Origin of the sequence: Tissierella sp. P1, from assembly GCF_002266425.1 — a bacterium.
Lineage (GTDB): Bacteria > Bacillota > Clostridia > Tissierellales > Tissierellaceae > Tissierella > Tissierella carlieri.
The window spans coordinates 86,592-111,702 of sequence record NZ_NPMN01000008.1 but is presented as its reverse complement, the minus strand read 5'-3'; the positions used below and the strand labels follow the sequence as shown (position 1 = coordinate 111,702).

The 25,111-nt window shown below is 29.2% G+C and carries 26 protein-coding genes and 1 riboswitch; of the genes, 3 read left to right on the top strand and 23 right to left on the bottom strand.

The features are described 5' to 3' along the window. Positions 1-47 precede the first annotated feature (47 nt). From CIW83_RS07680 to CIW83_RS07585, 21 genes are all read right to left on the bottom strand, one after another. On the bottom strand, positions 48-569 hold the full coding sequence (locus CIW83_RS07680; RefSeq protein WP_094900260.1) for a shikimate kinase: 522 nt from the start codon (positions 567-569) through the stop codon (positions 48-50). Positions 570-581: 12 nt separating this feature from the next. Further along, a complete protein-coding gene (locus CIW83_RS07675) occupies positions 582-848 on the bottom strand; it encodes a late competence development ComFB family protein (protein WP_094900259.1) in 267 nt (88 codons plus the stop codon). Positions 849-864: 16 nt separating this feature from the next. Beyond that, positions 865-1,896, bottom strand: coding sequence for a hypothetical protein (locus CIW83_RS07670; RefSeq protein ID WP_094900258.1), 1,032 nt, complete (start codon positions 1,894-1,896; stop codon positions 865-867). A 15-nt stretch (positions 1,897-1,911) separates the two neighbouring features. Further along, positions 1,912-2,481 carry a PilW family protein gene (locus CIW83_RS07665; protein WP_094900257.1) on the bottom strand — a complete coding sequence of 190 codons (570 nt, stop codon included), beginning with the start codon at positions 2,479-2,481 and terminating at the stop codon, positions 1,912-1,914. Beyond that, the gene (locus CIW83_RS07660; RefSeq protein WP_094900256.1) at positions 2,447-2,872 is read right to left on the bottom strand and encodes a prepilin-type N-terminal cleavage/methylation domain-containing protein; all 426 of its coding nucleotides are present in this window, start codon (positions 2,870-2,872) and stop codon (positions 2,447-2,449) included. The genes CIW83_RS07665 and CIW83_RS07660 overlap by 35 nt, the downstream gene beginning before the upstream one ends. Positions 2,873-2,886: 14 nt before the next feature. Continuing rightward, a complete protein-coding gene (locus CIW83_RS07655; RefSeq protein WP_094900255.1) occupies positions 2,887-3,363 on the bottom strand; it encodes a prepilin-type N-terminal cleavage/methylation domain-containing protein in 477 nt (158 codons plus the stop codon). Next, on the bottom strand, positions 3,347-3,949 hold the full coding sequence (locus tag CIW83_RS22755; RefSeq protein ID WP_201259728.1) for an S-layer homology domain-containing protein: 603 nt from the start codon (positions 3,947-3,949) through the stop codon (positions 3,347-3,349). The genes CIW83_RS07655 and CIW83_RS22755 overlap by 17 nt, the downstream gene beginning before the upstream one ends. Further along, positions 3,910-5,391, bottom strand: a complete 1,482-nt coding sequence (locus tag CIW83_RS07650; protein WP_201259727.1) for an S-layer homology domain-containing protein — start codon at positions 5,389-5,391, stop codon at positions 3,910-3,912. Before CIW83_RS07650 ends, CIW83_RS22755 begins: the two co-directional genes overlap by 40 nt. Before the next feature lie 12 nt (positions 5,392-5,403). Further along, positions 5,404-6,792 carry a LysM domain-containing protein gene (locus tag CIW83_RS07645; RefSeq protein ID WP_094900254.1) on the bottom strand — a complete coding sequence of 463 codons (1,389 nt, stop codon included), beginning with the start codon at positions 6,790-6,792 and terminating at the stop codon, positions 5,404-5,406. After that, positions 6,761-7,339 (bottom strand): PilN domain-containing protein, encoded by a 579-nt coding sequence (locus CIW83_RS07640; RefSeq protein WP_094900253.1) that lies wholly within the window; start codon positions 7,337-7,339, stop codon positions 6,761-6,763. The genes CIW83_RS07645 and CIW83_RS07640 overlap by 32 nt, the downstream gene beginning before the upstream one ends. A 2-nt stretch (positions 7,340-7,341) precedes the next feature. After that, positions 7,342-8,406, bottom strand: a complete 1,065-nt coding sequence (pilM, locus tag CIW83_RS07635) for a pilus assembly protein PilM (protein WP_094900252.1) — start codon at positions 8,404-8,406, stop codon at positions 7,342-7,344. 52 nt (positions 8,407-8,458) lie between these two features. Beyond that, positions 8,459-9,220, bottom strand: coding sequence for an A24 family peptidase (locus CIW83_RS07630; RefSeq protein ID WP_094900251.1), 762 nt, complete (start codon positions 9,218-9,220; stop codon positions 8,459-8,461). A gap of 45 nt (positions 9,221-9,265) precedes the next feature. Then, positions 9,266-11,677: a prepilin-type N-terminal cleavage/methylation domain-containing protein gene (locus CIW83_RS07625; RefSeq protein WP_094900250.1), complete on the bottom strand. Its 2,412-nt coding sequence runs from the start codon at positions 11,675-11,677 to the stop codon at positions 9,266-9,268. Positions 11,678-11,695: 18 nt separating this feature from the next. Next, entirely contained in the window at positions 11,696-13,300 is a 1,605-nt protein-coding gene (locus CIW83_RS07620) for a prepilin-type N-terminal cleavage/methylation domain-containing protein (RefSeq protein ID WP_094900249.1), read from the bottom strand. 22 nt (positions 13,301-13,322) lie between these two features. Further along, positions 13,323-13,778, bottom strand: a complete 456-nt coding sequence (locus CIW83_RS07615; RefSeq protein WP_094900248.1) for a hypothetical protein — start codon at positions 13,776-13,778, stop codon at positions 13,323-13,325. A 363-nt stretch (positions 13,779-14,141) separates the two neighbouring features. Then, positions 14,142-14,582 (bottom strand): type II secretion system protein, encoded by a 441-nt coding sequence (locus tag CIW83_RS24665; RefSeq protein WP_094900247.1) that lies wholly within the window; start codon positions 14,580-14,582, stop codon positions 14,142-14,144. A 218-nt stretch (positions 14,583-14,800) separates the two neighbouring features. Continuing rightward, a riboswitch (cyclic di-GMP riboswitch) is annotated at positions 14,801-14,892 on the bottom strand. A gap of 112 nt (positions 14,893-15,004) precedes the next feature. Further along, on the bottom strand, positions 15,005-16,207 hold the full coding sequence (locus tag CIW83_RS07605; RefSeq protein ID WP_094900246.1) for a type II secretion system F family protein: 1,203 nt from the start codon (positions 16,205-16,207) through the stop codon (positions 15,005-15,007). Between the two features lie 11 nt (positions 16,208-16,218). Beyond that, the gene (locus CIW83_RS07600) at positions 16,219-17,271 is read right to left on the bottom strand and encodes a type IV pilus twitching motility protein PilT (protein WP_094900245.1); all 1,053 of its coding nucleotides are present in this window, start codon (positions 17,269-17,271) and stop codon (positions 16,219-16,221) included. Positions 17,272-17,282: 11 nt separating this feature from the next. After that, positions 17,283-18,965 (bottom strand): GspE/PulE family protein, encoded by a 1,683-nt coding sequence (locus CIW83_RS07595; protein WP_094900244.1) that lies wholly within the window; start codon positions 18,963-18,965, stop codon positions 17,283-17,285. A gap of 48 nt (positions 18,966-19,013) precedes the next feature. Then, positions 19,014-19,355, bottom strand: coding sequence for a hypothetical protein (locus tag CIW83_RS07590; protein ID WP_094900243.1), 342 nt, complete (start codon positions 19,353-19,355; stop codon positions 19,014-19,016). Further along, the gene (locus CIW83_RS07585) at positions 19,352-19,879 is read right to left on the bottom strand and encodes a shikimate dehydrogenase (RefSeq protein WP_094900242.1); all 528 of its coding nucleotides are present in this window, start codon (positions 19,877-19,879) and stop codon (positions 19,352-19,354) included. Before CIW83_RS07585 ends, CIW83_RS07590 begins: the two co-directional genes overlap by 4 nt. A gap of 183 nt (positions 19,880-20,062) precedes the next feature. On the opposite strand from CIW83_RS07585, the gene CIW83_RS07580 reads away from it, so the two are divergent. The 3 genes from CIW83_RS07580 to CIW83_RS07570 all read left to right on the top strand — a co-directional run bounded on the left by CIW83_RS07580 (position 20,063) and on the right by CIW83_RS07570 (position 23,414). Next, on the top strand, positions 20,063-20,494 hold the full coding sequence (locus CIW83_RS07580; protein ID WP_094900241.1) for a YhcN/YlaJ family sporulation lipoprotein: 432 nt from the start codon (positions 20,063-20,065) through the stop codon (positions 20,492-20,494). Then, positions 20,479-20,787 carry a YhcN/YlaJ family sporulation lipoprotein gene (locus CIW83_RS07575; RefSeq protein WP_158220047.1) on the top strand — a complete coding sequence of 103 codons (309 nt, stop codon included), beginning with the start codon at positions 20,479-20,481 and terminating at the stop codon, positions 20,785-20,787. The genes CIW83_RS07580 and CIW83_RS07575 overlap by 16 nt, the downstream gene beginning before the upstream one ends. A gap of 1,427 nt (positions 20,788-22,214) precedes the next feature. After that, complete coding sequence (locus tag CIW83_RS07570; protein ID WP_094900239.1) at positions 22,215-23,414, top strand: IS110 family transposase; 1,200 nt, start codon at positions 22,215-22,217, stop codon at positions 23,412-23,414. A 292-nt stretch (positions 23,415-23,706) separates the two neighbouring features. Here CIW83_RS07570 and CIW83_RS22160 read toward each other — a convergent pair whose 3' ends face one another. Further along, positions 23,707-23,877 (bottom strand): hypothetical protein, encoded by a 171-nt coding sequence (locus CIW83_RS22160; protein WP_158220046.1) that lies wholly within the window; start codon positions 23,875-23,877, stop codon positions 23,707-23,709. Between the two features lie 298 nt (positions 23,878-24,175). After that, a complete protein-coding gene (locus CIW83_RS22750) occupies positions 24,176-24,916 on the bottom strand; it encodes a hypothetical protein (RefSeq protein ID WP_201259726.1) in 741 nt (246 codons plus the stop codon). Between the last annotated feature and the right edge of the window lie 195 nt (positions 24,917-25,111).

Here is a 25,111-nt window from a genome sequence, read left to right as displayed (position 1 = left end):
TATATCCTCTACTTTCCATTTTATTATATCAGTCTCTATTATTTACCTCAAGAGTTAATTTTAACACATTTTCTCAAAATTTCATAGATAATTTCATCGATTGACTTGCCATCTACACAAACTATAAAATCAGCAGCAGATAAATATAATTCTTTTCTACTATCACACATGATTTTTGTCTTTATATATAGGTCTCTTTCATCATTTAACAGCGGTCTAACAGTTTTAGATTTCTTAATGTTATTTACTATATTTTCTATTGAAGATTCCAACAATATTAATACTCCATTTTTTTTAAGACTAACTATATTATTATCATTTAATACTATACCTCCACCTGTAGATATTATTAGATTTTCTTCTTGATATAATTCATCAATAATTTGATTCTCTAGTTTCCTAAAGTAGAGTTCTCCATATAAGGAAAAAATTTTCTCTATATCTGTTTCCATTTTCCTTTCAATAAGCTCATCAGTATCTACAAATCTTCTATCTAAAACTTTAGATAATGTCTTACCAATAGTTGTTTTTCCTACTCCACTCATTCCTATTAAAACAATATTTTTCATATCTAACACCTATTAATCATGTTTAGGGTTTTCAGATACCATTTTTATAGCCTTTGTTACAGCAGTTATTACATCGGTGTTAAATTGATAGTTCATATTATTAACTTTAGCATATAAATAACCTTTCTCAGTTACAACATATTTAGGATTTAAATTATTTAACGCAATAGCCGCTATATCTAATCTACATTTTTCACATTGACATTTAATTTCTACTTCTTTTTGTATGCTGTCAATAGCATTTAAAACCTCATTCTCCATTAAATTATATAGTTCCATAATAATCCCCCTCATATTAGTCGCTTTTTATTAAATATAGCTTTGGCTCAATAAATCCAGGTAAATACGTTCCATATTTATAGACAGAATGTCTACTATATATAATATCGTCTCTTTCAATGAAATCATTATTAATTATGTTATTAGTAATCATTATTCCCTTGATATTGGTTCTTATATTTTCATCAATTTTTATTTCTCCATTTCTAGCTATTATTATACCAGTAAATTCAAAATCCTTAGATATGGTTATATTGCCTTCGATATATATTAGCCCAGAAAGCTTTATAGTTTCCTTTGGTGTATTGAAGTTGCCTATATAGAAATTGACAGGATTTTCTCCAAATTCTCTTATAATAATAAACACCTCTTTATTATTGAATGTTTCTATATAAGGCAAAGTCATCGATTCTCTAAATGAGATTATCTCAAAATAAGTATTATCTTTTTTATCCAAAATAATATGGTTAAAGTTCGAAGATTCCATGCCATAGATATTCTCTGGCTTATTACAGTTATTTATATTAATATCTTTTGATATCTTTAATAGTAAATCTATTAAATCCTCTTTATATCTGTTCTCTATAGAACTTACATCAAGAATCGGATTCTCTGCTTCAAAAATCTCATTAATCAGTTCTATATAGGATGTTACTGTAGTTATTAATCCATTAAAATTACTTTTTGCAACAAGTTGCAATTCTTTTTTATTATCTTTATCTACTAAAATTACTCTAACTTTATCTAATTCATCTCCTAACTTTAAATCTTCCCTATTTATTGTTATATCTTTCGGTTGCTTCGAAAAAGGTAGGGCTCTAAAATATTCTACTAAAGCTGGATACAATTGGTCAGAATAATATTTATCTTCATGGAGTGTCATATAAATTTTTCCTTCAGCTGAGTAATAGGATTGAATATTATTTTCAGTTGATCTCAATATTAAACGCCCTAATCTAGTAGTATGTTCAAGATACAGTATCATAATCATCAATACAGGCATAACAATTAAACATATTATAGAAATAAATCCTTCTCTAGCTTTCATAAGTCCTCCAAACCATTAATAATCTATAGGACATCTAATATAGATATCAGATTTTAAATCTAATTTCTCATAATTATGTTTGAATTTTAAGTCTAAATAAATTATAGAATTCTCAACATCAAATTTTGTATCTTCAATATTATCTACAAATTCGCAAAGATCATTATTTCCATCAAAATGTATATATAGCGGGTATTTATCATCTACTCTACTACATGCCATCCTGACAAGCTTATCGTTCTTCCTATGGTATGTAATATATCTGTATATATTTTTAGACTTCTCTTCTTCAATTATCATAATAATAAATCCAATATTAGTAGGAAATTTCTTTTTTAGATCTTTAATCTTATCAGAAGAAATAATCTTATCTGCAGCCCTAATATCTCCTTTTATATATTCAATTGCATATCTGCCATTCATCATTAACTGGTCTTTTTCGTCTCCTATGGTGCAAGCTTCTATAGAAAGATCTAAAATACTAAAAATAGGTATAATAATTAATGAACAAATAGCCAATGATAAAATTATTTCTATTAAAGTGAATCCTCTATTTTTGTGGTAGATATGTATTGTACTCCACATCTCCAACACTACTCCCCTCTATATTATGATATACAAAAATAGAAATCATCCATAATAAGTCTGACTTTTGATTCTTTTCTATTTTTAGATAGTATTTTTCATTACTTTCTTTTTTAGGTATAGTAACTTCAACAGAATTATGTGCCCTAAATAACTCTATTAATTCTACAATATCTGTATCGTATATAAAATCATAAGAAGCCTTATCTTTATCAAAAGCCTTAATTTTTTCTACAGCCATTTCGCCAATATATATCATTTCCATTCTTAATTTGTTGTTTCTTAATCTAATGAAAGATGAGTTAATTATAGGTAAAACAGTAACAGCTATCAACCCTAATAAAAATAACCCTAATATAGTTTCAACTAAAGTAAATCCTTTTTTGATCATAATAACGCCTCGTTTCATTTACTATTAATATAAAGATTAACTTTACCAGTAGCTGGTGTTATGGTTATTTCTATATTCTCTTTTTTACTATTAGTAAGTAAAATCTTTCCTGCGTTGTTTGGTGTACCATTTGGGTAAAATTTCATAATACTATTAAAATTATTTCCTTTGATAATTATTCCATTACAAAATTTAATATCTTTTATAATAGTAACAATTAATCCATCTTCCTTAGCAATTTTATATCTATTCCTATCAACATAAACATATAAAATGTAATTGCAATTCTCCACCACTGCACTATTTCTAGCAAAGATTATATCTCTTTTAAACTCCATTAATTCTTTTTTCTCACGAGTATTAAAGATAATTTTTGTACTAGGTATTCCTATGGATAAAACAATAGCAAATAGTGCTATTACAACTAATAATTCAACTAGAGTATAGCCATATTCGCTATTACAATTTTTATTATCAATATTGCCATTCATTTAATTGATGCAGCAGAAATGTGAATTCTGCTCTAGTTATTTTATTATTCATACTATCTTTGCTACTAGAACGAATTTTTTTCTCATAAAGCATTCTATCAGCAAAATAATCCCATTTAATACCCTTATCATTTAATACCCTAGACATTATAATCTCGACCTCCTTATAGGTAATTGGATTGTGAGGTCTAAAAGTATTGTCAGAATATCCATTTACTATTTTGTAATAAGTTGCATAAGATATAGCTTTTTCTGCATAACCAAACTCCTTATAATCTTTAAACTGAGTCACATTTGTAGAATCATATGGAGGATACCAATCATATAATCTACTTAGCATAGTTACAAATTCTCCTCTTGAAACCTCCTTATCCGGTCTAAAAGATTTATCAGGATATCCATATATAATTTCTCTCTTAACATAAGTATTTATCTCATCTTTAGCCCAATGTCCTCTAGATTCATGAAAAATTGGCAACTCATTATCAACTCTTACAGCATAAATATTTCCCATCAAACTTATGTTATTTAAATTTATATCTGCAACTAAATAGTCTCCATCTTGTTTAGATGTATATAAATCCATTTATTATAATGGTACTTGTATATACCATATTTAACATCCTTCCCATAAGATTTAAATTTAATAGTAATTTTTTTATTCTTATCAAATGTGCCTTCTAAGTTCATGATCTTTAGTCCATATACCCCTGAAGCTTGAGTATGTCTTGAAGAGTTAGGATTCACATAGGATGTAGGAATACTATCTATGGTTACAATTACATCATTGTAATATGTTCCAGCCTCAATACCTACTAAAAATTTATCATCTTCGGGTATTCCAATATTATTCTTACCATCTATTGAAATCTTTTCTGTATGAGTCTTAACTCTATTGCTATCCTGTTGAAGTTTTTTATAGGTTTCATTATACGACTTCATAAATTCATCCCAATAACCGATTATAAAAGCATCTCTATAATTTTCAGACTGAAATTGAAGGCCATATTCATCTACAATATTTTTATCATCAACCTTGTGGCTAGTCCATGAGTTAGATTTGCCTAATGTAATATCTATAATAGCTGCATATTCACCCTTCATTTTCCCTATGGTCCTTCCACCTTCTTCACCATTTAAATCAGGTGTCTCTATACTTTCTTTATTTGCCCTTCTATATGCTTCATTATAGTAAAGCATATATCCTCCATCCGTTTTACCTTCTGTGGTTTTAACGTCTTTTCCAAATTCAAATCCTGCCAAAAACGCATCTTTATATTCATTAGATTCATTATTTAAATTGAACATATCTATAATCTCTTTGTCAGAAGGTATATTTCTCCTGTAATCATTGCTAAGTCCTAGTAAATAATCTTTCCTTCCATTTAACTCAGCCAAATCTCTAGCATATTCATCTCCATCTTCTAACCCTTGTTCATAAGAATTATGTTTTTCTCCTAATTTTGCCACCTGAAATGCAGCTTCAAAAGATAGTTTATATGACCTTCTGAAGCCTTCTATAAAGCCATTTCTATATTCCCTAGATTCCTTATTTAACTCAAACATATCGCTTAATTTTCTATCGCTAGGGACATATCTCTCCCAATTATTTTTATTTCCAGAATTATATGCAATATAGCCATCTATCCTTCCCATTATAGTACCAAAATCTTCTGCACCATAAATAAGTATGGTTTCTTTATCTTCTAATCTATATGCGGCATAATATGCTTCTTTAAAAGCTGTTTCATATCCCGTTTTAAAACCATCAATATAATCTTTAGATCTTCCCTTAAGATTTAGCTCCCTCTCATAATCATCAATATTACTTTCTAGAGTTTGCCTCATTGTATTAGTCTTGTTTTGAGCATCATAATTTCCAGTAGAAGTTCCATCAGATTTTCCTTTTTGCATCCCATCATTATAACCATTTTTATAATCAATGCTGATTTCATCTGCATGTACATAGATACTGCTTAAAATCATTGTAATCATCAATACAATCAATACTAATCTATATTTCCCCATCATTTCACCTTCTTATCGCTTTTTTAGTACAAGAACTTTACCAATAGGAAGTGTATCGCTAGCTTTCATTTCATTAAGCTTTAATATCTCATTTTTATATTTATTACTTCCATAATATTTAATACTAATACTCTCAACACTATCGCCCTTTTCTACTACATGGAATATATAATCCCCCGCACTCATATCATTACCATCTTCATCAATATTTCTAGTATATATAGCTTCAAGCCTATCCATTAAAAGTACTCCATAATTATCTCTATCCTTAGGAATTTCTACATATAATTTTTCCAGCTTAAGAGGATAAATTTTCAAATCCTCTGGAGGAATCGTTTCAATATATTTCCAGCCAGTCCATCCTATACCTTCAGCAAGAGGAACGTAAGTTTCCTCACCCATCTGATCACGGAAAAGAATACCTACAGTAGCAGGGGAATAGTCGTAGGAATAAATCCAAAGCCCAATAGTATTTGGTGGATATTTTAGCAGTATATTGTTCTTAGAAACATCTATAAATCCACGATTTTCTTCTTCAATAGCCACAATATTATATTCAAACCTTAAGGAATATTTCTTTGATTTTGCTTTAGTAGACTGGGAAACAGAACCTTTCACAAGTTCTTGAGAAGGTAGAAAATAACTATTTTCATTTTCAAAATCTAATAAGATTTCCTCTATATAAGGCTTTGTTTCCGTTATTTCACTAGCTTCTTCTCCATCTTCACTGTTATTCTTATACTCCTTAAAAGAAGCAAAAGGAGTATTTTTACTTTCTTCCTTTGCAATATCTATATATACAACATCAGAATTAGTATCAGTGATACCTTCTAAACTATATATTTTTAGAGACATATTTCCATTTAGCCTTCCATCAGCATTTCTATCCATAGACACACTATCTAATAATATCTTTCTTGGGCTGCTTTTCAATGATTTTATAATATCTATAACTCCAACATAGGAGCCATTATATGGTATAGATATGTCCATATTCTTTACCTGAAAACCTCCTATATCTTCATAGCTTGGTCTATTAAAGTTCATATCTACAACAGATACTGACTCTTGCTCCAGAAGATTATTTAGCAGATATATTATCTGTGCCTGATCTAATTTGGGGAAATACCTAGATACTATATCTTCTTTTTCTTTATGTAATATATCCCACTCTTTATTAATGCTACTTTCCTTTCTAAGTATTTCATTAATTTCATCTATTTTCCCCTGATATTTCAGCTTTTGTTCATTTAAATTTTCCATTTTTTCAGCTTGTGGTGTGATGATAAACCTATAACCTACCCATATAAATATAATAATACCTAAAAGGGTTAAAAGAAATTTCTCATTTTTAGTTAATTCTCTAATCTTAATTTCCTTCTTCCATATCCTCTGTATCATCACTCACACCCCTTAATGTAATATTTAAACTAAAATTATAATAATCTTCTTGTTTTGATATATTTGCTACAAAGATTTCATCATAATTATCTATACATTCTAATCCCTTTTGAAATTCTGCAATAGCCCATTTATCTTTTGATATACCAACTATATGAATCTCTTCCCCTTGAATACTTAGGGATGTAAGAAATAATTCTTCGGGAATATTATCATTTATTTTATCTAACAAAGCTTCATCTACTATATCTCTTTCTTCAATATTTTTATCTAGCAACTTAATTTTATCTACAGATTCCTTAAACTCACTTACCTCTACTTCCTTAATTCTAATTTCTTCCACCTTTTTCAAAGTTTTAGGATCTTCAGCAGTTTCTCTGAGGCTTACCACGATTCTTTTCTCTTGTCTTATGATTATTTCATTATATACTGTATAAGCTATTAAAGATAAAAAGATAAAGGTTATCACTGTAAAATATATAATTTTTTTATCTATTTTAAATTCGTTTTTCTCTATATAATTTTGGAAAAAGTTTAAATCTCTCATGTCTACACCTCATCAGAACGAATTAGTCCACCAATTGCATTAGAAAATTTACTTAAATCTCCAGACCACTTTACCCTATCTAAATTAGATAATTTAACAGCAGGTATATTAAAATAGTTTGAAAATAGGTTGTCCATTCCTTTTATATTTGATAAACTTCCTTGGAGTAAAATAAAATTTATAATATTTCCAATTTCACGAGTTAAATAATATCTAAATACCATCTCAACTTTTTCCATTAGATCAGCTATCGTCGTTCTTACAATATTAAGCATTCTATAATAATCCGTAAACTCTTCCTTAACTATAGATACATCTTCAATTTCTATAACCTTATTTTCTATATCTTCCCAAGAATAATCAAAAAATGATGATAAATTTTCATATATAGTTTCTGCTCCTACGTCTATTATTCTGGTTACTTCAATAATTCCATTTTTTATTATGGTAAGTTTTGAACTACTATATCCCATATCTATTGAAGCTATTGACAAGTCTCTAGTATTATAGAATTCATTAACTAATTCATTGAATTTTAATAGCTTAGCCATTGTATTACCTTGATAATCCAAAATTTGTGGTTCAAGTCCAGATTGCTTTATTAACTCTAGATGGCTTATAACCATATCTTTAGGTATACCTATTAAAAGAATATTTAGTTTTTCTACTTCACCTTCAATTTTATTTCCCATTAGAAGATAATCTACTACATAATTTTCAGGATTTATCGGAAGAAAATCACTTAATTGATATTCTATTATAGATGCTATTTCCTTTTCAGAAACCTTTGGTATTGTAATTTCTCTAGTTATGATACTGGAGCTATTTATAATCCCATAAGCTAAGTCAGTAGAAATTTTATTTTCCTTCAATGCATTTTTTAACAGAGTAACTAATATATCTTTATCTAAAATTTCCCCATCTTTATAGAAATGAGACTCTACTGGTATTGTAATAGCTTTAAATATTTGGACATTATTTTTTGTATATCTACCTTCTATTAATTTAATTTCTTTTGATCCAAAATCTATGGATAGGACTTTTCTTGAAATTGATGGTAATTTCAATTATATTGCCTCCTTTTATGTTAATAAGAATATTAATATAGTATTTATTTTATTAAATGAAAAAAATGTTCTTATACCAACTTATCAATTGTTCCCCCCAAAAAACCACTATTGAAAATCCTAGAATAATAAATGGGCCAAAGGGTATGGGATCTTTCCTATCTTTAATTTTTATAATCAATAAAAATATTGATATAATTGCACCAAATATAAATGATAAGAAAATTGTAAGAAATATTTTTTTTATACCTAAAATAAATCCTAGTGAGGCTATTAAAGTAACATCTCCTTCTCCCATCCCACCTTTAGATAATATAATAATTAAAATAAATAGCAGACCACTTAAAACTAGTCCTCCAATACTATTTAATAAATCAAGAGAATTATTATATAATAAAAATGTTAAGATTTTATAAATTATAGATAAAGCTAAAATAAATATAATAAGAATATCTGGTATTATCATGTGCTCTAAATCAATTGCAGTAATCACGATTAATAAAGAAAAAATAACTGTATAGAAAAAAAACTTTAATGTAAATCCAAATTGTATATATATAAATAAATATATAATAGCATTTAATAGTTCAATTCTAAGATACTGTAAGGAAATTTTTTCACCGCAATATCTACATTTCCCCCTTTGGACTATAAAGCTAAATACTGGTACCAAGTCACACCATTTAAGGCTTGTACCACAATTAGGACAATGGGAGGAAGGAAAAACAATGCTTTCCTCCTTTGGTATCCTATATATACATACATTTAAAAATGAACCTATTATTAAACCATATATAAGAATTATTATTTGCATTATGATACTCCTTTTTGGTCCTAGACTTATAATTATTTAAAATCATTACTTAAAAGGATAATTGCTAGAATCTTTTATTATTTCATCAATATCTTTTATCGTTATATTCCCTCCACCTTGAACATAATCTATTCCGTTCTTTGCTATAATTAAACCTTCAAAACTTCCACCATTTAGATAAACCTTTCCATTTGGAGCAAACAATATTCCTTTTATGGTACTTCCACCAAAATTCTCTATTCTAATATCTCCTGTTTTAGCTACAATTATTATATCTTCTACACTTTGGGTCCAACTGCTTTGAACATAAGAGTTAGCATATATTTTAATATTGTCTTTTAATTTCCCCCCTGATACATATCCATTATTTAAATACCAAGAATCTTCTTTTAATGTAGGATACTTAGGTTCAGGGATAGTGGGTTTTTTCGGTTCTTCTACACCATTTACTTTTATTAGTCTATTTAAAATATCTTGATTATAATTATTAGGATATGTTAATGTACCTGTATAGTAAATTTTTGAATTACTTCCCAACCAAGGTGTCCAACCTAATTCTACATTGCCATTTACGTAAACATTTCTATGAATTCTTGCATCTTTTAATTTAAAGTTTCCATTAACAAATATATCACCATATAAATTCATACTGCCATCCCATAAAGTCAGATTTTTCCCCACATGAAGATTACCATATATTGAAGACGATGAACTCTTAGAAATGAAATTGCCACCAATAAATAAATCACCATAAATATTCCTATTGCCACTCTCAATAAAATCTCCATTCACATGTATCTCTCCAGGTTCTTCACTAGATCCCAACTCATGTGAACCTTTAGGAAATTCCAAGTTTTCTTTTACATATATGTTACTTACTTTTATATGTCCATTGTTTTTTATATTTTCTAAATTGAGATTTGAATCGAAATAAATACTTTTATTCTCCCCTATAATATTAGAAGCAGAAATATCCAAACCTCCACCAAACATAAATAAAATAGACTCATCATCAAGATTTATTTTACTAAATCTTACATCATACAAATGAGATGAATAATTTCTATCATATTTATTTATTATTTCATATTTTGTATTTGGCTTATAGTCCATACCGGAATAGGACTTAAACCCAATATAGTTTGGAAAAATATTATATCCTTGTAAATCTATTTCAATGAAATCACTGGAAACCTCTTTATCTTCTAGTCTAATTTTTATTTTATTATTATTTTTTAAGTATTGAAAAATCAACGTATATTCTTTAGCCCAATCAAATTTATTTGTATTTTCATTTATAAAATTTTCAAATCCTAAACTGTCTGTTAAACTATTTTTTTGAATTACTTTTTTATACACTCCATTTTCAATTTGGTTAATGCTTATTAAGCTATTGAATATATCAAGATTCACCATAATTCCACTATTATTAATATTTATTAAGCCAATACCTATTCCTAATAAGTCACTTCCTTCTGCTGATGCTTTAGGGTCTATTCTGAAGTTCACTCTAGTTTCAAAGTTAGTATTAGAATAAGTATCTGGGACCTTCATTGCTATCAATGCACCTTGAGGATCTTTATTATCAGACCATTCTAAATTAAGGGTAGGATGTTCTGGATTTTGCATAATGTCTAAGTATATTTCTTCGCTATTTCTATCAAATATTTTTACAGCCTCCCTATTGAAATAAATGTCTTCTAGAAAATCCTGCCATTCCTCACTGCCAGCTCTGTTTAAAATCAATATACGGTCTTCATTTCTAAAATGCTCCAATCGTCCAGCTAAGGTATATGGTCTAGCTTCAAAATAATAAAACCTTTTTGATAATAAATTATTGCTTTTTATTAATTCCTTTGTGTAATTTATAGCATTTGGTTCTTTTTGCATATCCTCAAAAACCATATCATAGTCACTTGAAAAAACCGGATTAGAAATTCCTTCCTTTGATCGATACCATCTTATACGATTTTCAAATATTAATGGAGTAGGTTGTAACGTATAACTTGCTCTAATTCTAATATCATCCTCGTACCATGGAAAAACTCTATTGCCCTCAGAATCGTAAACTCCTACAGAAAACGGCTCTATCTTAGGTGATTCTGGTTCTTTAATTTGATAGTTAGTTACATAAGATACATACTGACGATTGCCTCTTATGTCTGTTCTAATTTCTTTTACATCTACAGCTGTCTTATAATCCCCATAATCTGTAAATATCTCAATCTTATAATCTTCAGCTTCATCATTTTCTATGAAATTTCGTTTGACATCAATTATAAGGTTTTCCATTATTTCCTGATAACTAAAGGTATCTTTTGTAATATCCTTTCCCTTATTTACAATAATAGAACCTTGACCAAATGCAGTAATATAGGTGATTAAGAGTATAGATAAAATAAGCATTGCTAAAATAACTTCAATAAGTGTGAGACCACTTCTTTTATTATTTATCATTCCTGTACGAGCCCCCTACTAAGGTTTTAACTTTGGACCGTCTATTTGCCATAATTCCTCATTAATATATCCACCAATATTCTCAAACGCTTCCCTTAAACTTTCTCTATCTGTTGCCACAAAAACAAAATCATTGTTTATAAACTTTTCATTTGCTTCATTATCTCCTACAGTTATTCCAAAAGATCTAGCTATGTTTGTCACACTTTCTAATTCATAGAATTTCCCATATCTGTCCTTAGCATTTGAATATCCAATGATAAAGGCTTGATCTATAATCTTTGAACCTTGTATCATTTCTCCAATTTTTTGTACATATGGTTCACCATATGTAATGTCTAAAGACACTCCATTCCCTACTGAATGTTTTTGATTTGTTAAATAATAAGTATATCCACTGGGATGTTTGCCTGCTAACCATCCATATCCACTTAAATTTCTATTATTCGTATAAAATATGCCTAGATCCTCCATACTAGTAAGAAAGTTATCAAAGTATCCATAACCATTCCTTCTAATATTAATATTTGCACTTCCTGCAGTTGTTACACCATCTACAAGAACTACCATGTAGCTCTTCACTTGCTGTTTAGAATTTAATCCATAACTACTTTTATTTTCATTAAATTTCTTTAATTGATAATATGCTCTCCTCATACCGTCTCCAGTATTAGTAGCACCATCTGCAGTTAAGGCATTGACCATAGTCTGTAATTTATTTTTTTCATCATTGACTTTAACATTATAAAAACTAGATAGATCTATTCTGTTTACATCTTTACTGTTATAGTTACTATGTGGCATATTTGCATTATAAGAAAATGGGACTAGACTTACATATACATCAGATTCCTCAAATATAGAAAACAAGCCTCCATTTGGATCATTTAATGTATTCTTTAAAAGACTTAACCTAACGGGGTTATTTCCATTTATCCCTGTAGTTGTAGTTCCTTCACCATTCATGCCCCAATTCATACTTCCTGATGTATCTAGTACCATAGATATTGCAGCAACAGGCCTTTTATAGATTTCAGGTGTCTCCTCTGTTCTATAAGCTAATGCAACGGCTGGCTTCTTTGCATCTCCCCAATCTATAATGTGAAGTGCATTAATAGCCTCAACTTCGGTAGCTATAGTATCGGATTTCCTATTATTACTGACTTTAAGCATATATCTAATTATTTTATCTTCTTGAGTTTCACTCGGTTTAGTAAATTTCAAATCATATATCAAATCTTCTAATCCATGGGTTAGAACATCCATCTTATAATAACCCGTTTTACCATCAATGGATACATATTTATAATGTACAATTGATTTTTTATCAGGCCCTAACCCTATATAGTTCCAAGGTTTAACTAACCCTTTTATATCACCATTCTCAACGACTGGTTTGAAATCATCTTCAGTTACCATAAACCCCACTGTTGAAAATCTTATGGCATTATTAGTAGTTTCAATGGCATATCTGATATCGGCTTGATTTTCAAAGGATCTAAATGTACTCGAATGTCCTCTTATTCCTATAAATAAGATATTATAGGCAATAACCATTACCATAAGTCCTATACTTATTGCTATAATCAATTCTATTAAAGTAAATCCTTTTCTTTTATTCATGCAGATCCCTCTTGACCTTATATTATTCTTTTATCCATCTAGTCCTACTAAGATTATTCTTATCAATATAAAGTGATAAAGATGAAGTTCCAGATCCCTTTGCTGTTTTAGCAGCAGCACGAATTTTAATTTCATCATCTTCCTTCGAAATTTCTATATCCACATATCCAACAGGATCTATCTCATTAGGTAAAGCAAGGTTCTTATGAGTCAAGGTATCTTTCGTATCTTTTATAAACTTATATATCTTTAAATCACCATCTTTTTCTTCCATTAAAGCCGCATATGCTATGTCTATACCTGATCTAGCTAAATAATATGCCCTTAAATTATCTTCTTGAGTTGTAACTTGCTTAGTATTTGATTGGGCGATTGTTATAATCGAAATAAATAAAATTGATAATACTACCATTACCATTAGAACTACTGGCAATACAAAACCTTTAACTCTTTTTAGGTTCTTATTTATATAATTCATCCTATCACCTTTTAATCAATTTATATTATCTATACTATCTAACCAAATGTCCTTAGACATCTTGTTACATAGCACAGTATTTTGACACTGTAGGGAGAAAATCTCCCTACAATATTTGTATTTTCTATAAATCTAGATACTGGTACTAAGTCACACCATTTTAAGCTTGTACTATAATTAGGACAACGACAGGAAGGAAAAGCAACGCTTTTTTCTTAGTAGCCTACATTACATACATTTAAAAATAAATCTATTAATAGCTCGTATAGTGGAATTATTAGTTGCATAATGTTCTCCTTTGTAATATCCTAATATAATATTCAACAATATTCAGTCGACACCTAGTATCTTAGCTCAAAAATATTAGTCTACCTTCTTGTCAGTTATTGCCTTTGGTGGTGTTACTTTTATTTCACCATTATCTTTAATCTCAACTTTATATTTATCATCTTTACCAATAGTAACTTTTCCATCTTCTCCATCGTATTCTTTGCCAACTAACCCATTTGGAATATCGGGCCATGATTGAAGATAGTTTTCCCATCCTTTTCTAGTTCCATCATCATTTTCTCCTTCTTCTTTCCCCCATTCAATAGCTCCACTACCTTCAGATACTGCTAATGTCGCAGCTGATTCAAGTGTTCTAACATTAGCATTATGGGCTGCTATTGCTGCATTTTCTCTTGACTTACTCAACTTAGGTACAGCTATAGCTGCCAATATCCCTAATATTGCAATAACTACCACTAACTCCACCAATGTAAATCCTTTTCTGTTTCTTTTCTTGTTAATCCATTTCAACATTTGTTTTCCCCCTTAATTTTTATTTTAAAAATAATTATATAATTACAACAATGATCTCTTTCCTAAATCACCACCATTCTATCAATTCACAATCCCCAGTGCACAATGCGCAATTTAAAATCTGCAGACTCTGTTTATTTGTAAACAAAGAAATTTACAAGTTTAATTTATCAAAATAGTTTTATCGTACAAAAAAGCTGCATAAATAATACAACTATTTATGCAGCTGAACGATCATCATTATCCTATTGGATAACCTTAGACTCAAGCTTTGCGTCGCTAAGTTTCCTTAACTTTGCCGAGGAAATATTCATTTTTCGATAATTTAATTTATTTTATATTATAATAATCCCTTTTAATTGTCAATATTTGGTAAATGAATAATTCGTTTTAATTGTGAACTGTTCATTTTCAATTATTTATTACTGTATAGTATTCACCATATCAAACATCGGCATTGCCATAGCTATAACTATAAACCCAATGACCACTGCCATAACAACTAACATAAGAGGTTCCATCAGGCTAGTCATTCTTTGTAAAGCTACTTCTACTTCATCATCGTAGAAATCTGCTGTTTTGTATAATATATCATCAAGAGAACCTGATTCTTCTCCTATTTTTATCATGGAATCTACCATTGGCGGAAATACTCCCATTTCGTTAATTGCTCTAGACAAAGCAACTCCTTTTCTTACATTTTCAGCTGCTATTGCTAATCTATCATGTACTACTTTATTTCCTACTACTTTGGCTACCACATCTATGGATTGAAGTAAAGGAATACCACTAGATATTAGAGTTGATAAAGTCCTTGTAAATCTTGATGTAATTATTTTTACATTTGTATCTTTTACTATTGGGATTTTGAGCTTTAATGTATCTAAAAAATTCCTGCCAATAGGTGTTTGCCTAAAAGTGCCAAATCCTGCTATCATTCCCACGACTATTACTATAAATATATACCAGAAATTTGTTAGCCAATTACTTATATTGAGTAAAACCTGTGTAGGAACTGGTAATGCTTGTCCGCTAGATTCAAACATACCTATGAAAGTCGGCATAACAGCTACTAATAAGAATATAACCACTGCAATCGAAACTACTGCTAATGCTATTGGATATATTAACGCTGATTTAATTTTGTTTTCCAATTTGTTTTCCTTCTCAAAATGTACCGCCATTCTTTCCATTATTGTATCTAAGTTTCCACTGACTTCTCCTGCTTCAATCATATTTATAAGGAGTGCTGGAAATACCTTGGGATGTTTTTTCATTCCTTCAGATAAGGTAAACCCTTTCTGAACATTTTCATATAATGCTCCTAATGCCTTAACTAAATTTTTATTTTCAGATTGTTTCTCTAATATTTCTATACATTTTACTATGCCTATACCTGCATCTAACATTGTATAAAATTGTCTGCAAAATACTGCTAAATCTTTCTTTTTAACTTTGCTAGAAAAGATATCTATCTGCGCTTCCGCCTCTATATCCTTCTCTATTGAAACCGTCAGATAGTTATTTCCCTTTAGCATTGCTAATACATCCGACTTCTCACTTCCTTCAAAATACCCTTCTATCATTTCTCCATCTTGAGATACTGCTTTATACCTATATATCATAGGGTCACATCCTAAATAATATATTTTCTAATATTTTCTTGATTTATCGCCTGCATTAAAGCTATATCCTTAGATATTAATCCTCTTTTATAGAGCTCAAGTAATGACGAATCCATAGGTTGCATCTGATATTTTGCTCCTGTTTGTATCGCTGTATCTATTTGATGAATCTTATCTTCTCGAATTAAATTTCTTATGGCTGATGTTGCTACCATTATTTCAAAGGCAGCTACCCTTCCAGATTCATCTGTCTTTGGCAATAATTGCTGAGATATTATTGCCTGAATAGCCGATGAGAACTGTACTCTCACTTGCTGCTGCTGATGTGGTGGAAACACGTCTATTATCCTATCTATAGTCTTTGCAGCTCCATTGGTGTGCAAAGTTGATAACACAAGATGACCTGTTTCAGCTGCAGTAAGCGCTATAGATATCGTCTCTAAGTCTCTCATTTCTCCAACTAATATAACATCTGGATCTTGCCTTAAAGCAGCCCTAAGACTTGATGCAAAGGATTTAGAATCCGTACCTATTTCTCTCTGATTTACTATACTTTTATTATGTTTATGTAAATATTCTATAGGATCTTCAAGAGTCAATATGTGGCATTTTCTTTCATTATTTATTTGATTTATCATAGTAGCTAAGGTTGTGGATTTTCCACTTCCTGTAGGGCCAGTAACCAAAATAAGTCCACGAGGTAATCTAGCTAAATCTTTTACCACTGGCGGAAGTCCCAAGTCATCTATGTTAGGTATTTCTAACGGAATTATTCTTAATGCCATACCATAGGATCCTCTTTGCTTATATGCATTTACTCTATATCTACCTATTCCTGGACTAGAAAAGGAAGTGTCTACTTCACCATTTTCTTCTAATTCTTTTATTAAATGCTCATTCAAAGTTTCATAAACTAAAGTTTTTGTATCGTCTGGTCTTAATTTTTCTTCGCCAAAGTTTATCAGCTGACCATTTATTCTTAAAACAGGAGGCATTCCGACTGTTATATGAATGTCAGATGCCTTTTTAGAAGTAGCTATGTTCACAAGTTCAATTATATTCATTTTATGTCCCCCTATCCCAATGTAAATCCTACTCTTAATACTTCATCATAGGAAGTATCTCCTCTAATTGCTAAGCTTGCTGCTGATTCTAATAATGTATGCATTCCATCTTTTATAGCTTGTGTCCTTAATTCATCTATATTAGCTCCTTTATCTATAAGTTGCCTAATACTTTCATTAATTGGCATCAATTCATGTACTGCCCTTCTCCCTTTATATCCATTGTTACAAAAACTACATCCTACGGCTTTATTTAATATCAATTTATCTTTTTCTTCCATACCCAAGATTTTTTTTTCTAAATACCCAGCCTCATAAGACGTCTTACATTTTGGACAAAGTAATTTTATTAATCTTTGAGATACGACTCCTATAATAGCTGATGATACTAAATATGATTCTATTCCCATATCAATAAGCCTTGCAACGGTAGAAGGACTGTCATTAGTATGTAAAGTGGAAAGAACTAAATGTCCAGTAATTGCTGCCCTAATTGCTATCTCGGCAGTTTCGCTATCCCTTATTTCTCCTACCATTACTATATCTGGGTCTTGTCTAAGTATGGCTCTAAGTCCAGAGGCAAAGGTTAATCCAGCCTTTGTATTTACCTGTACTTGATTGATTCCATTTAATTTATACTCTACTGGATCCTCTATAGTGATTATATTTTTTTCTATTTGATTTAACTCTTGAAGAACAGTATATAAAGTAGTAGTCTTTCCACTCCCTGTAGGTCCTGTAACTAATATCATTCCATATGGTTGGGCTAGAATCTTATTGAATATTTCTAACCCATCCTTGCTGAAACCTAATGCTTCCTTTGTGAACATAAAATTAGACCTATCTAGTAATCTTATTACAATCTTTTCTCCATAAACTGTTGGCAAAGTAGATATTCTCATATCTATTTCCTTACCATTTATTTTAGTTTCTACTCTACCGTCTTGAGGTATTCTTTTTTCTGCAATATTCATTTTTCCGATAATTTTAATCCTAGTAACTATACCTGAAAGACTACCTTTAGCAAGTATCATAACCTCTCTTAAATCTCCATCTATACGAAATCGCACTCTTATATCTTCAGCATATGGCTCTATATGTATATCAGATGCTCTTTCCCGTACAGCTTGTTCGATTATAGAGTTTAAGAGTTTCACTATTGGAGCACTGGTTACTTCTAATAGCTCAGAGTCCTCTACATCATCTGTATTAATAGGTAAAAAATTCTCTTCAAATTCTTCTAATACTTTTTTTGTAGTTTCTCCACTATAAAATCTATCTATTGCTTTTAACAGTTTTTCCTTTGTTGAAATAACTGGTTGAATCTCTGATTTAACGAAAATTTTAACATCGTCTAAAGCAAAAATATTCAATGGATCAACCATAGCTACTATGAGAATATCATCTCTTTTATCTATCGCTATGAGTTCATATCGCCTAACTATATTTTCTGGAATGATTGTGGCTACAGACGAATTTATTTGATACTTATCTAAATCTACATGTGGTATTCCTAGCTGAAATTCTAATACCTCAATAATATCATCCTCAGTAGTAAATTTTTCAGCAACAATAACTTCTCCTAACTTTTTCCCTGACCTTTTCTGTATATCTAAAGCATTTTTAAGTTGAATTTCAGTTATTTTTCCAGCATATAGTAATAATTCTCCCAGCTTTAATTTTTTATTTATCATTCCATCACCTTCAAGTATTATTATCCTTCGTTGTATTATTCTATATAATTAGTCAAAATTCCTTCTTATTTTTTTAAATATTTCCAAATTTATTTTTTTATCTAAATTCCCCCAAATATTTTGACTAAAAATAGCTTGATTTAAGAGCATAGATATTCCATTAAATGATTTCATACCTCTGGCTTTAGCCTCTTTTATTAATTTAGTTTCATATGGTTTATATACTATATCATAAGCAATAGTATTAGTAGAAAATCCACTTAATTCCAGTGGTGTCATATTTTCTAAAGGATACATACCTATGGATGTGGAATTAATAATAATATCTATATTTTTTTTATCTATATTATCTAAATTTAAATTCATTATCTCTATTAAAATTTTATTCATTTATCTTTTTTATCTTTTTTTATCTTTTTTTGCAATAAGAAGCTATTATCTAAGGTTCTATTAGCAATAGTTATACTATATATATCTTTCTTCACCAATGCATTTGCAATCGCGTATGCAGCTCCTCCTGCGCCTATAAGCAAAATATTTTTACCTTTTATATCTATGTTATTATTGTGAAAAGTTTGTAAAAAACCATCACCATCTGTATTATATCCAATAAATCTTCCATTATGATTTTTTACAGTATTAACTGCCCCCATAGCTTTGGCTTCTGGAGTAATATCATCTAGATATTTAATTATAGATTTCTTATATGGAATAGTTACATTAAAGCTTTCTATTTTCATTGCCTTAAATCCATTTATTGTTGTCTTTAAATCAGTTTCTTCTATATTAAATCCTAGATAGAGACTGTCTTTATTTAAAATTTTAAAAATATTATTATGTATTATCGGTGATAGAGATTTATCTATTGGTTTTCCTATTAAACAATAAAGTTTTGTATTCCAAGTGATTTCCATTTTTTCCCTCCTGTCATTAATTTTATTATACCATAAAAGCCAGCCTGCTAATATTATGACTGTCTATATATCTAATAATAAAAACAAAAAAATTTAAATCTGGCTAGATTATACAAATTGGATAAAAACTAGTCTAAATAAAAAAACTATTCCGTGCAAAACTATTTGTAGGAGGTGGATGATTTGAAAAAAAATAAAATCAAAATTTTAGGATTATCTATAGTTTTACTAGTAGCAATGGCTGGCTGTCGTCCAGCGAATACAAATATGAGAAATATGTCTACACAAACTAGACTATATAACGATAACTTAAATAATCGTTGGATGACTAATACACCTTATAATACTAGGGATAGATTAAATACTAATCTAAACAATGGTATGGTTAGAGATAACACTAATCTCAACAACAATGCGCTTAGAAACACTCCAATGACTTATGATAGTCTAAGAGGTAACAATTTAGTCCCTGGAACCACTGATAATGGTAATATAGCAAACAATAATTTATCAACTAGAGCAACTGCTATAGCGAAACGAGTAGCTGAATTACCAGAAGTGAAAGGTGCTTCCGTAATAGTTCATGGAAATACAGCCTTGTGGGATGTGAACTAGAGGGAAATACAGCTACCAAAGGAGCTACAACTAGCATTGGAAATACAACTACTACAGGTACTACAACTCATACTGTAAGTTCTGATCTTAGAAAAAAAGTAGAAGCTGCTGTAAAAGTTGCTGATAAAAACATAAAACATGTTTCTGTAACTTCAGACCCTACTCTTCACACTAGAATAAGAACTATAAGTACCAATATAAGCAGTGGTCATCCTATATCTACATTTGTTACAGATATAGAAGATATTCTTACAAGAATAACTGCTCCTATTAGAACAGCTCCCGTTAGATAGGTATAGTAAATTAATCCAGGATTAAATTACCTGGATTAATTTATTTACTCATTAAAGTTTTATTTAGCTTATTTAGTAATCTTGTTTCAATTCTTGACACATAAAGTCTAGATATACTCAACATAGCAGCAATTTCTCTCTGTATTTTACAATTACCATCTATCAAAACTACTTATATAATTGCTTTCAATTTGCAAGAATCTCAAAGGCTTTAATTGATTTAATAAATCTCTAATTATAAATAATAAACCCTCTACAATTATTTATAATCTTTTATATAAAACTTATTTATATAAATTTATATTAAAATTATAACTTCTTTTTTTAAAAAATTTTTAAACAAAAAAGACTAGAAAATTAATCATGATAATTATTTTCTCTTCTTAATAGAGAATAATGCAAATATAACAATGATAAAAATTATAAATAAAATAAGCTCTGCAACACCTATTCTTCCTAACATAATTATCCCCCTTTTTAAGTTACTATATTCTACCATAAAAGTATATCATAAATATTATCACAATATTTTTTATTATAAAAAAATAGGGCCTTTAAGGTCCCATAATTATGTCCTTGTCTAACTCTATTATTTATCACTCTTTACATTAAACCTTACTTATATATTTCAATATTCAAACTGAAAGTCCTTCTTTTTGGAAAAAGTTTTTAAATAAAAAAGATCAGAGTTAATTTTCCAAAAATCGCTGATAAAAAGATATAAAAAAGCAAATATTATTCTTCCTGCTTTCAATCTATATGTTATGAAAAAAGAATAATAATTTTTTTAAGATAAGCATAGTGAATTACTTAATAAGAAAATATAATTATATATAAGTTTATTGTAATAAATATTATAATAAACTTATATAATTTAATATAATAATATTAAGTATTTTATTCATAGTTCTAGTTCCCTCCTTAATACATGTATTATAGCAAATAGATCTACTAAAAGTCTATTTGCTATTTTAATTTAAAATAAAAAGACTATACTAACATCTATTAATATTAAAAATATTTTTCTCACATAATTTCATCAATTGAGTATAATAGTATTGGGTATCTCTTTTTTATCTATACTCAGCTATGTTACCCTTCCTCCTTTGCTAATAGTAAAGACAATCATATTCGATATATGCAGAGACCTCCAAGGGGGTCTCTTTTGGTACGATAAAAGTGTAAATGCAAGACATCAAATAAATGATGTTGAGTATTTGCACTTATTTTTTTACAATAAGAGAGTAATTGGCCTGGCGTGGGCTTTTTTGGATTATAGCATCCGTCATAAAAACTGTCAGCCATCTCTTATTGTAGCATTCGATTAAGCAGGTTGAACTAATAAAAGACGTTCGTGTAACTAACCAAAATGAAGGGCAATAAGTGCAGATGGATTGCAATTACAAAATAAATCATGGAGGTTAACTATGATAAGTGTAGGAATTGATGTGTCAAAAGAAAAAAGCATGGTTTGCATTTTAAAGCCATACGGGGAAATAGTCCAGTCACCGTTTGAAATCATGCATACAGAGGGATCGGTTACAAAATTAGCTAATAAAATACTTGAATTAGAAGGAGAAGTAAAAGTAGTTTTAGAAGCAACAGGAGCATACCATTTACCATTATTAAGTATTTTTTTAGACAAAAAAATATTTGTAAGTATTATAAATCCTTTAGTTATGAAGAAATATGCTTCTACATCTATTAGAAAAGGAAAAACAGACAAAATTGATTCTATACGGATTGCAAATTATGGGATAGATAATTGGTTTCATTTGACTAAGCATGAAGCGAACGAAGAGACATATGAAGAATTGAAATTTCTTGGTAGACAATATTCTCATTATATAAAGATAAAAATTGATAGTAAGTTGGCACTTACTAGTATTCTTGATAGAACAATGCCAGGAATAAAAAAGTTGTTGTCAGGAAAAAGATCTGATAATCCAATGAAGGATAAGCTAAGTGATTTTGTAGAGCATTATTGGCATTATGATAACATAACAAAGCTAACGGAATTAAAGTTCGTTGAAAGTTATCAGAAATGGGCTAAAAAGAATGGATACCACGCAAGTGAGTCCAAGGCAAGAAAAATCTATGCGATGGCATGCAGTGGTATTCCAACACTTCCTTCCAGAACACCATCTACCAAAATGCTTGTTCTGGAATCTGTTAGAGTTCTAAAAGAAGTGAATAAAACTCTATATAATATTTTATCACAGCTTCAATCTATAGCAAGAACTTTAAAAGAATATGAGACAGTTAGAGCTATGAATGGTGTAGGAGATGTATTAGCACCAAGGTTAATTGCTGAAATCGGTGATGTGAAAAGATTTCATAGTGTAAGTGCATTGATAGCTTATGCAGGATTGGATTCCCCACCATACGAGTCAGGAGCTTTTATAGGTACAAGGCGAAAGATATCCAAAAGAGGTTCTTCATTACTACGAAAAACAGGTTACGAAGTCATGAAATGTTTAAAAACAGTCAAACCAACAGAAGATTCAGCAGTATATTTGTATATGCTAAAGAAGGAAGCTGAAGGAAAACCTAAGAAAGTCGCTAAAATTGCCGCCCTTAATAAATTTCTAAGAATATATTATGCTCGAGTGATGGAACTGCAGTAACCATAAACAGAATAAAGATGAATTAGGCTAACTCAGATATACAAGTTAGTCTATTTAGCATGCAAAAAACATCATCTGATTAAAAGGATGATGTTTTTTATTGCCATTTCAAATTTTGCTTAAATAATTGAAAAAAACTATTGATTTTTCTTAGCAGGTTTTTATGTATAAATAAAATAATACCCTAGATTGCTCTAGAGTCCTAACATCAAATATATTCAATTCTATTTAACATATCTAATTCCGATTATTGCACAAACTAAGAATTAGATGTCTTAATTACAAGCTGCACTTATCTTTTCCCTTCTTTTCTAATCTTTAACATAACACCGAACAAAAAAGTATTTGCTAGTATCATTATAGCCACATAAATTGAATCTGAAACTTTTATAACAAATCGATTAATCACATGCAAAATAATAAAAGTTAAAAATCCAATATTAATTAAACTCAGCCCCTTCATTTCATCCCCCATTATAAGATACAAACAATTCTTTATTACATACATTTTTACCATTACAAATAAATATAACTAAATTATACATTAATTTAATTATATTTCCCATGTCAAAACTTGCCAAGAAAAAGATTAAGCACTACAACTAGTCAAATTTAAGTTATAGCTTTTCCATCTACTTTAGTAATCATAACGTTTAAAATTAATAATGTGCCTAATATAAATATTGTGTAGTGCTTAAATGTCTTTATTTAGATAACTCTTTACTCTAATTTCAGTAATAACCTTATACTTAAAATCACTTCTATTTACTCAGAATAAAATCAGACATTTTCGTTTCTTCCCATTCAATTCCTTTTGGAGAAATATTAGAGTATAAAGTTATTAAATCATTTTTATCCATAATAGCTTTTAACTCAAAATTCATTTCCTTTGGCTGCAAGTATTCATCATACATTTGCTGATAGTTGCTATCACCACGTTCCTTCGCTTCTTTAATATATCTTACTGTATCTGGATCTTTATCATAATTTTTGTGTATTACCTTATAGAAAAAAGTAGCTTCAACATTTTCATTCACAACTTCCTCCTGATAATTTGATATTTGAAAATCTAATAACTCATAGTATGGAGAAAAAACATTTTTACATTCTTCCTCCATATACGCACTTATTTTATCATAGTTTGAATCACTTCTTTGAATTAGCTGTATACGTCCTGTTGTTGTCGATGATGGATAGCTTTCTAAAACCTCAATTACATCAACCGTTATTTTATCTTTTACGGAAAAATCATCAAATGTAATATCAATAGGTTTGCCATCAACAACTTCAATAAAATAAGCATCTTCACATTTTACATAGCATTTGTCACCTAAGATACTATTTTCATCTAGACCTTTCACTAACATAGTTTTTTCTTGTTCAGAAATTTCTAGAATTTCTGCATTTACTCCCATATGAACAACATCTTGTTTATCCTCACAAGAAGTAAGGATAAACAGAGCTAAAATAAAGTATAAACATAATGATATTGATTTTCTCATATCTTACCTCCTATTTTAATATAAATAATTTTTACGCAGTACCTTTTTGGCTCTATGAATTACCTGTATGAAAATTATATCATATATATTATGTTTACTATATATAATCTCCACCATTATCCGGAATATTTTATATAAACAACACTAAATACCGTGGTAAAACATAGAAATATTTAGTGTTAACAATTATGATAT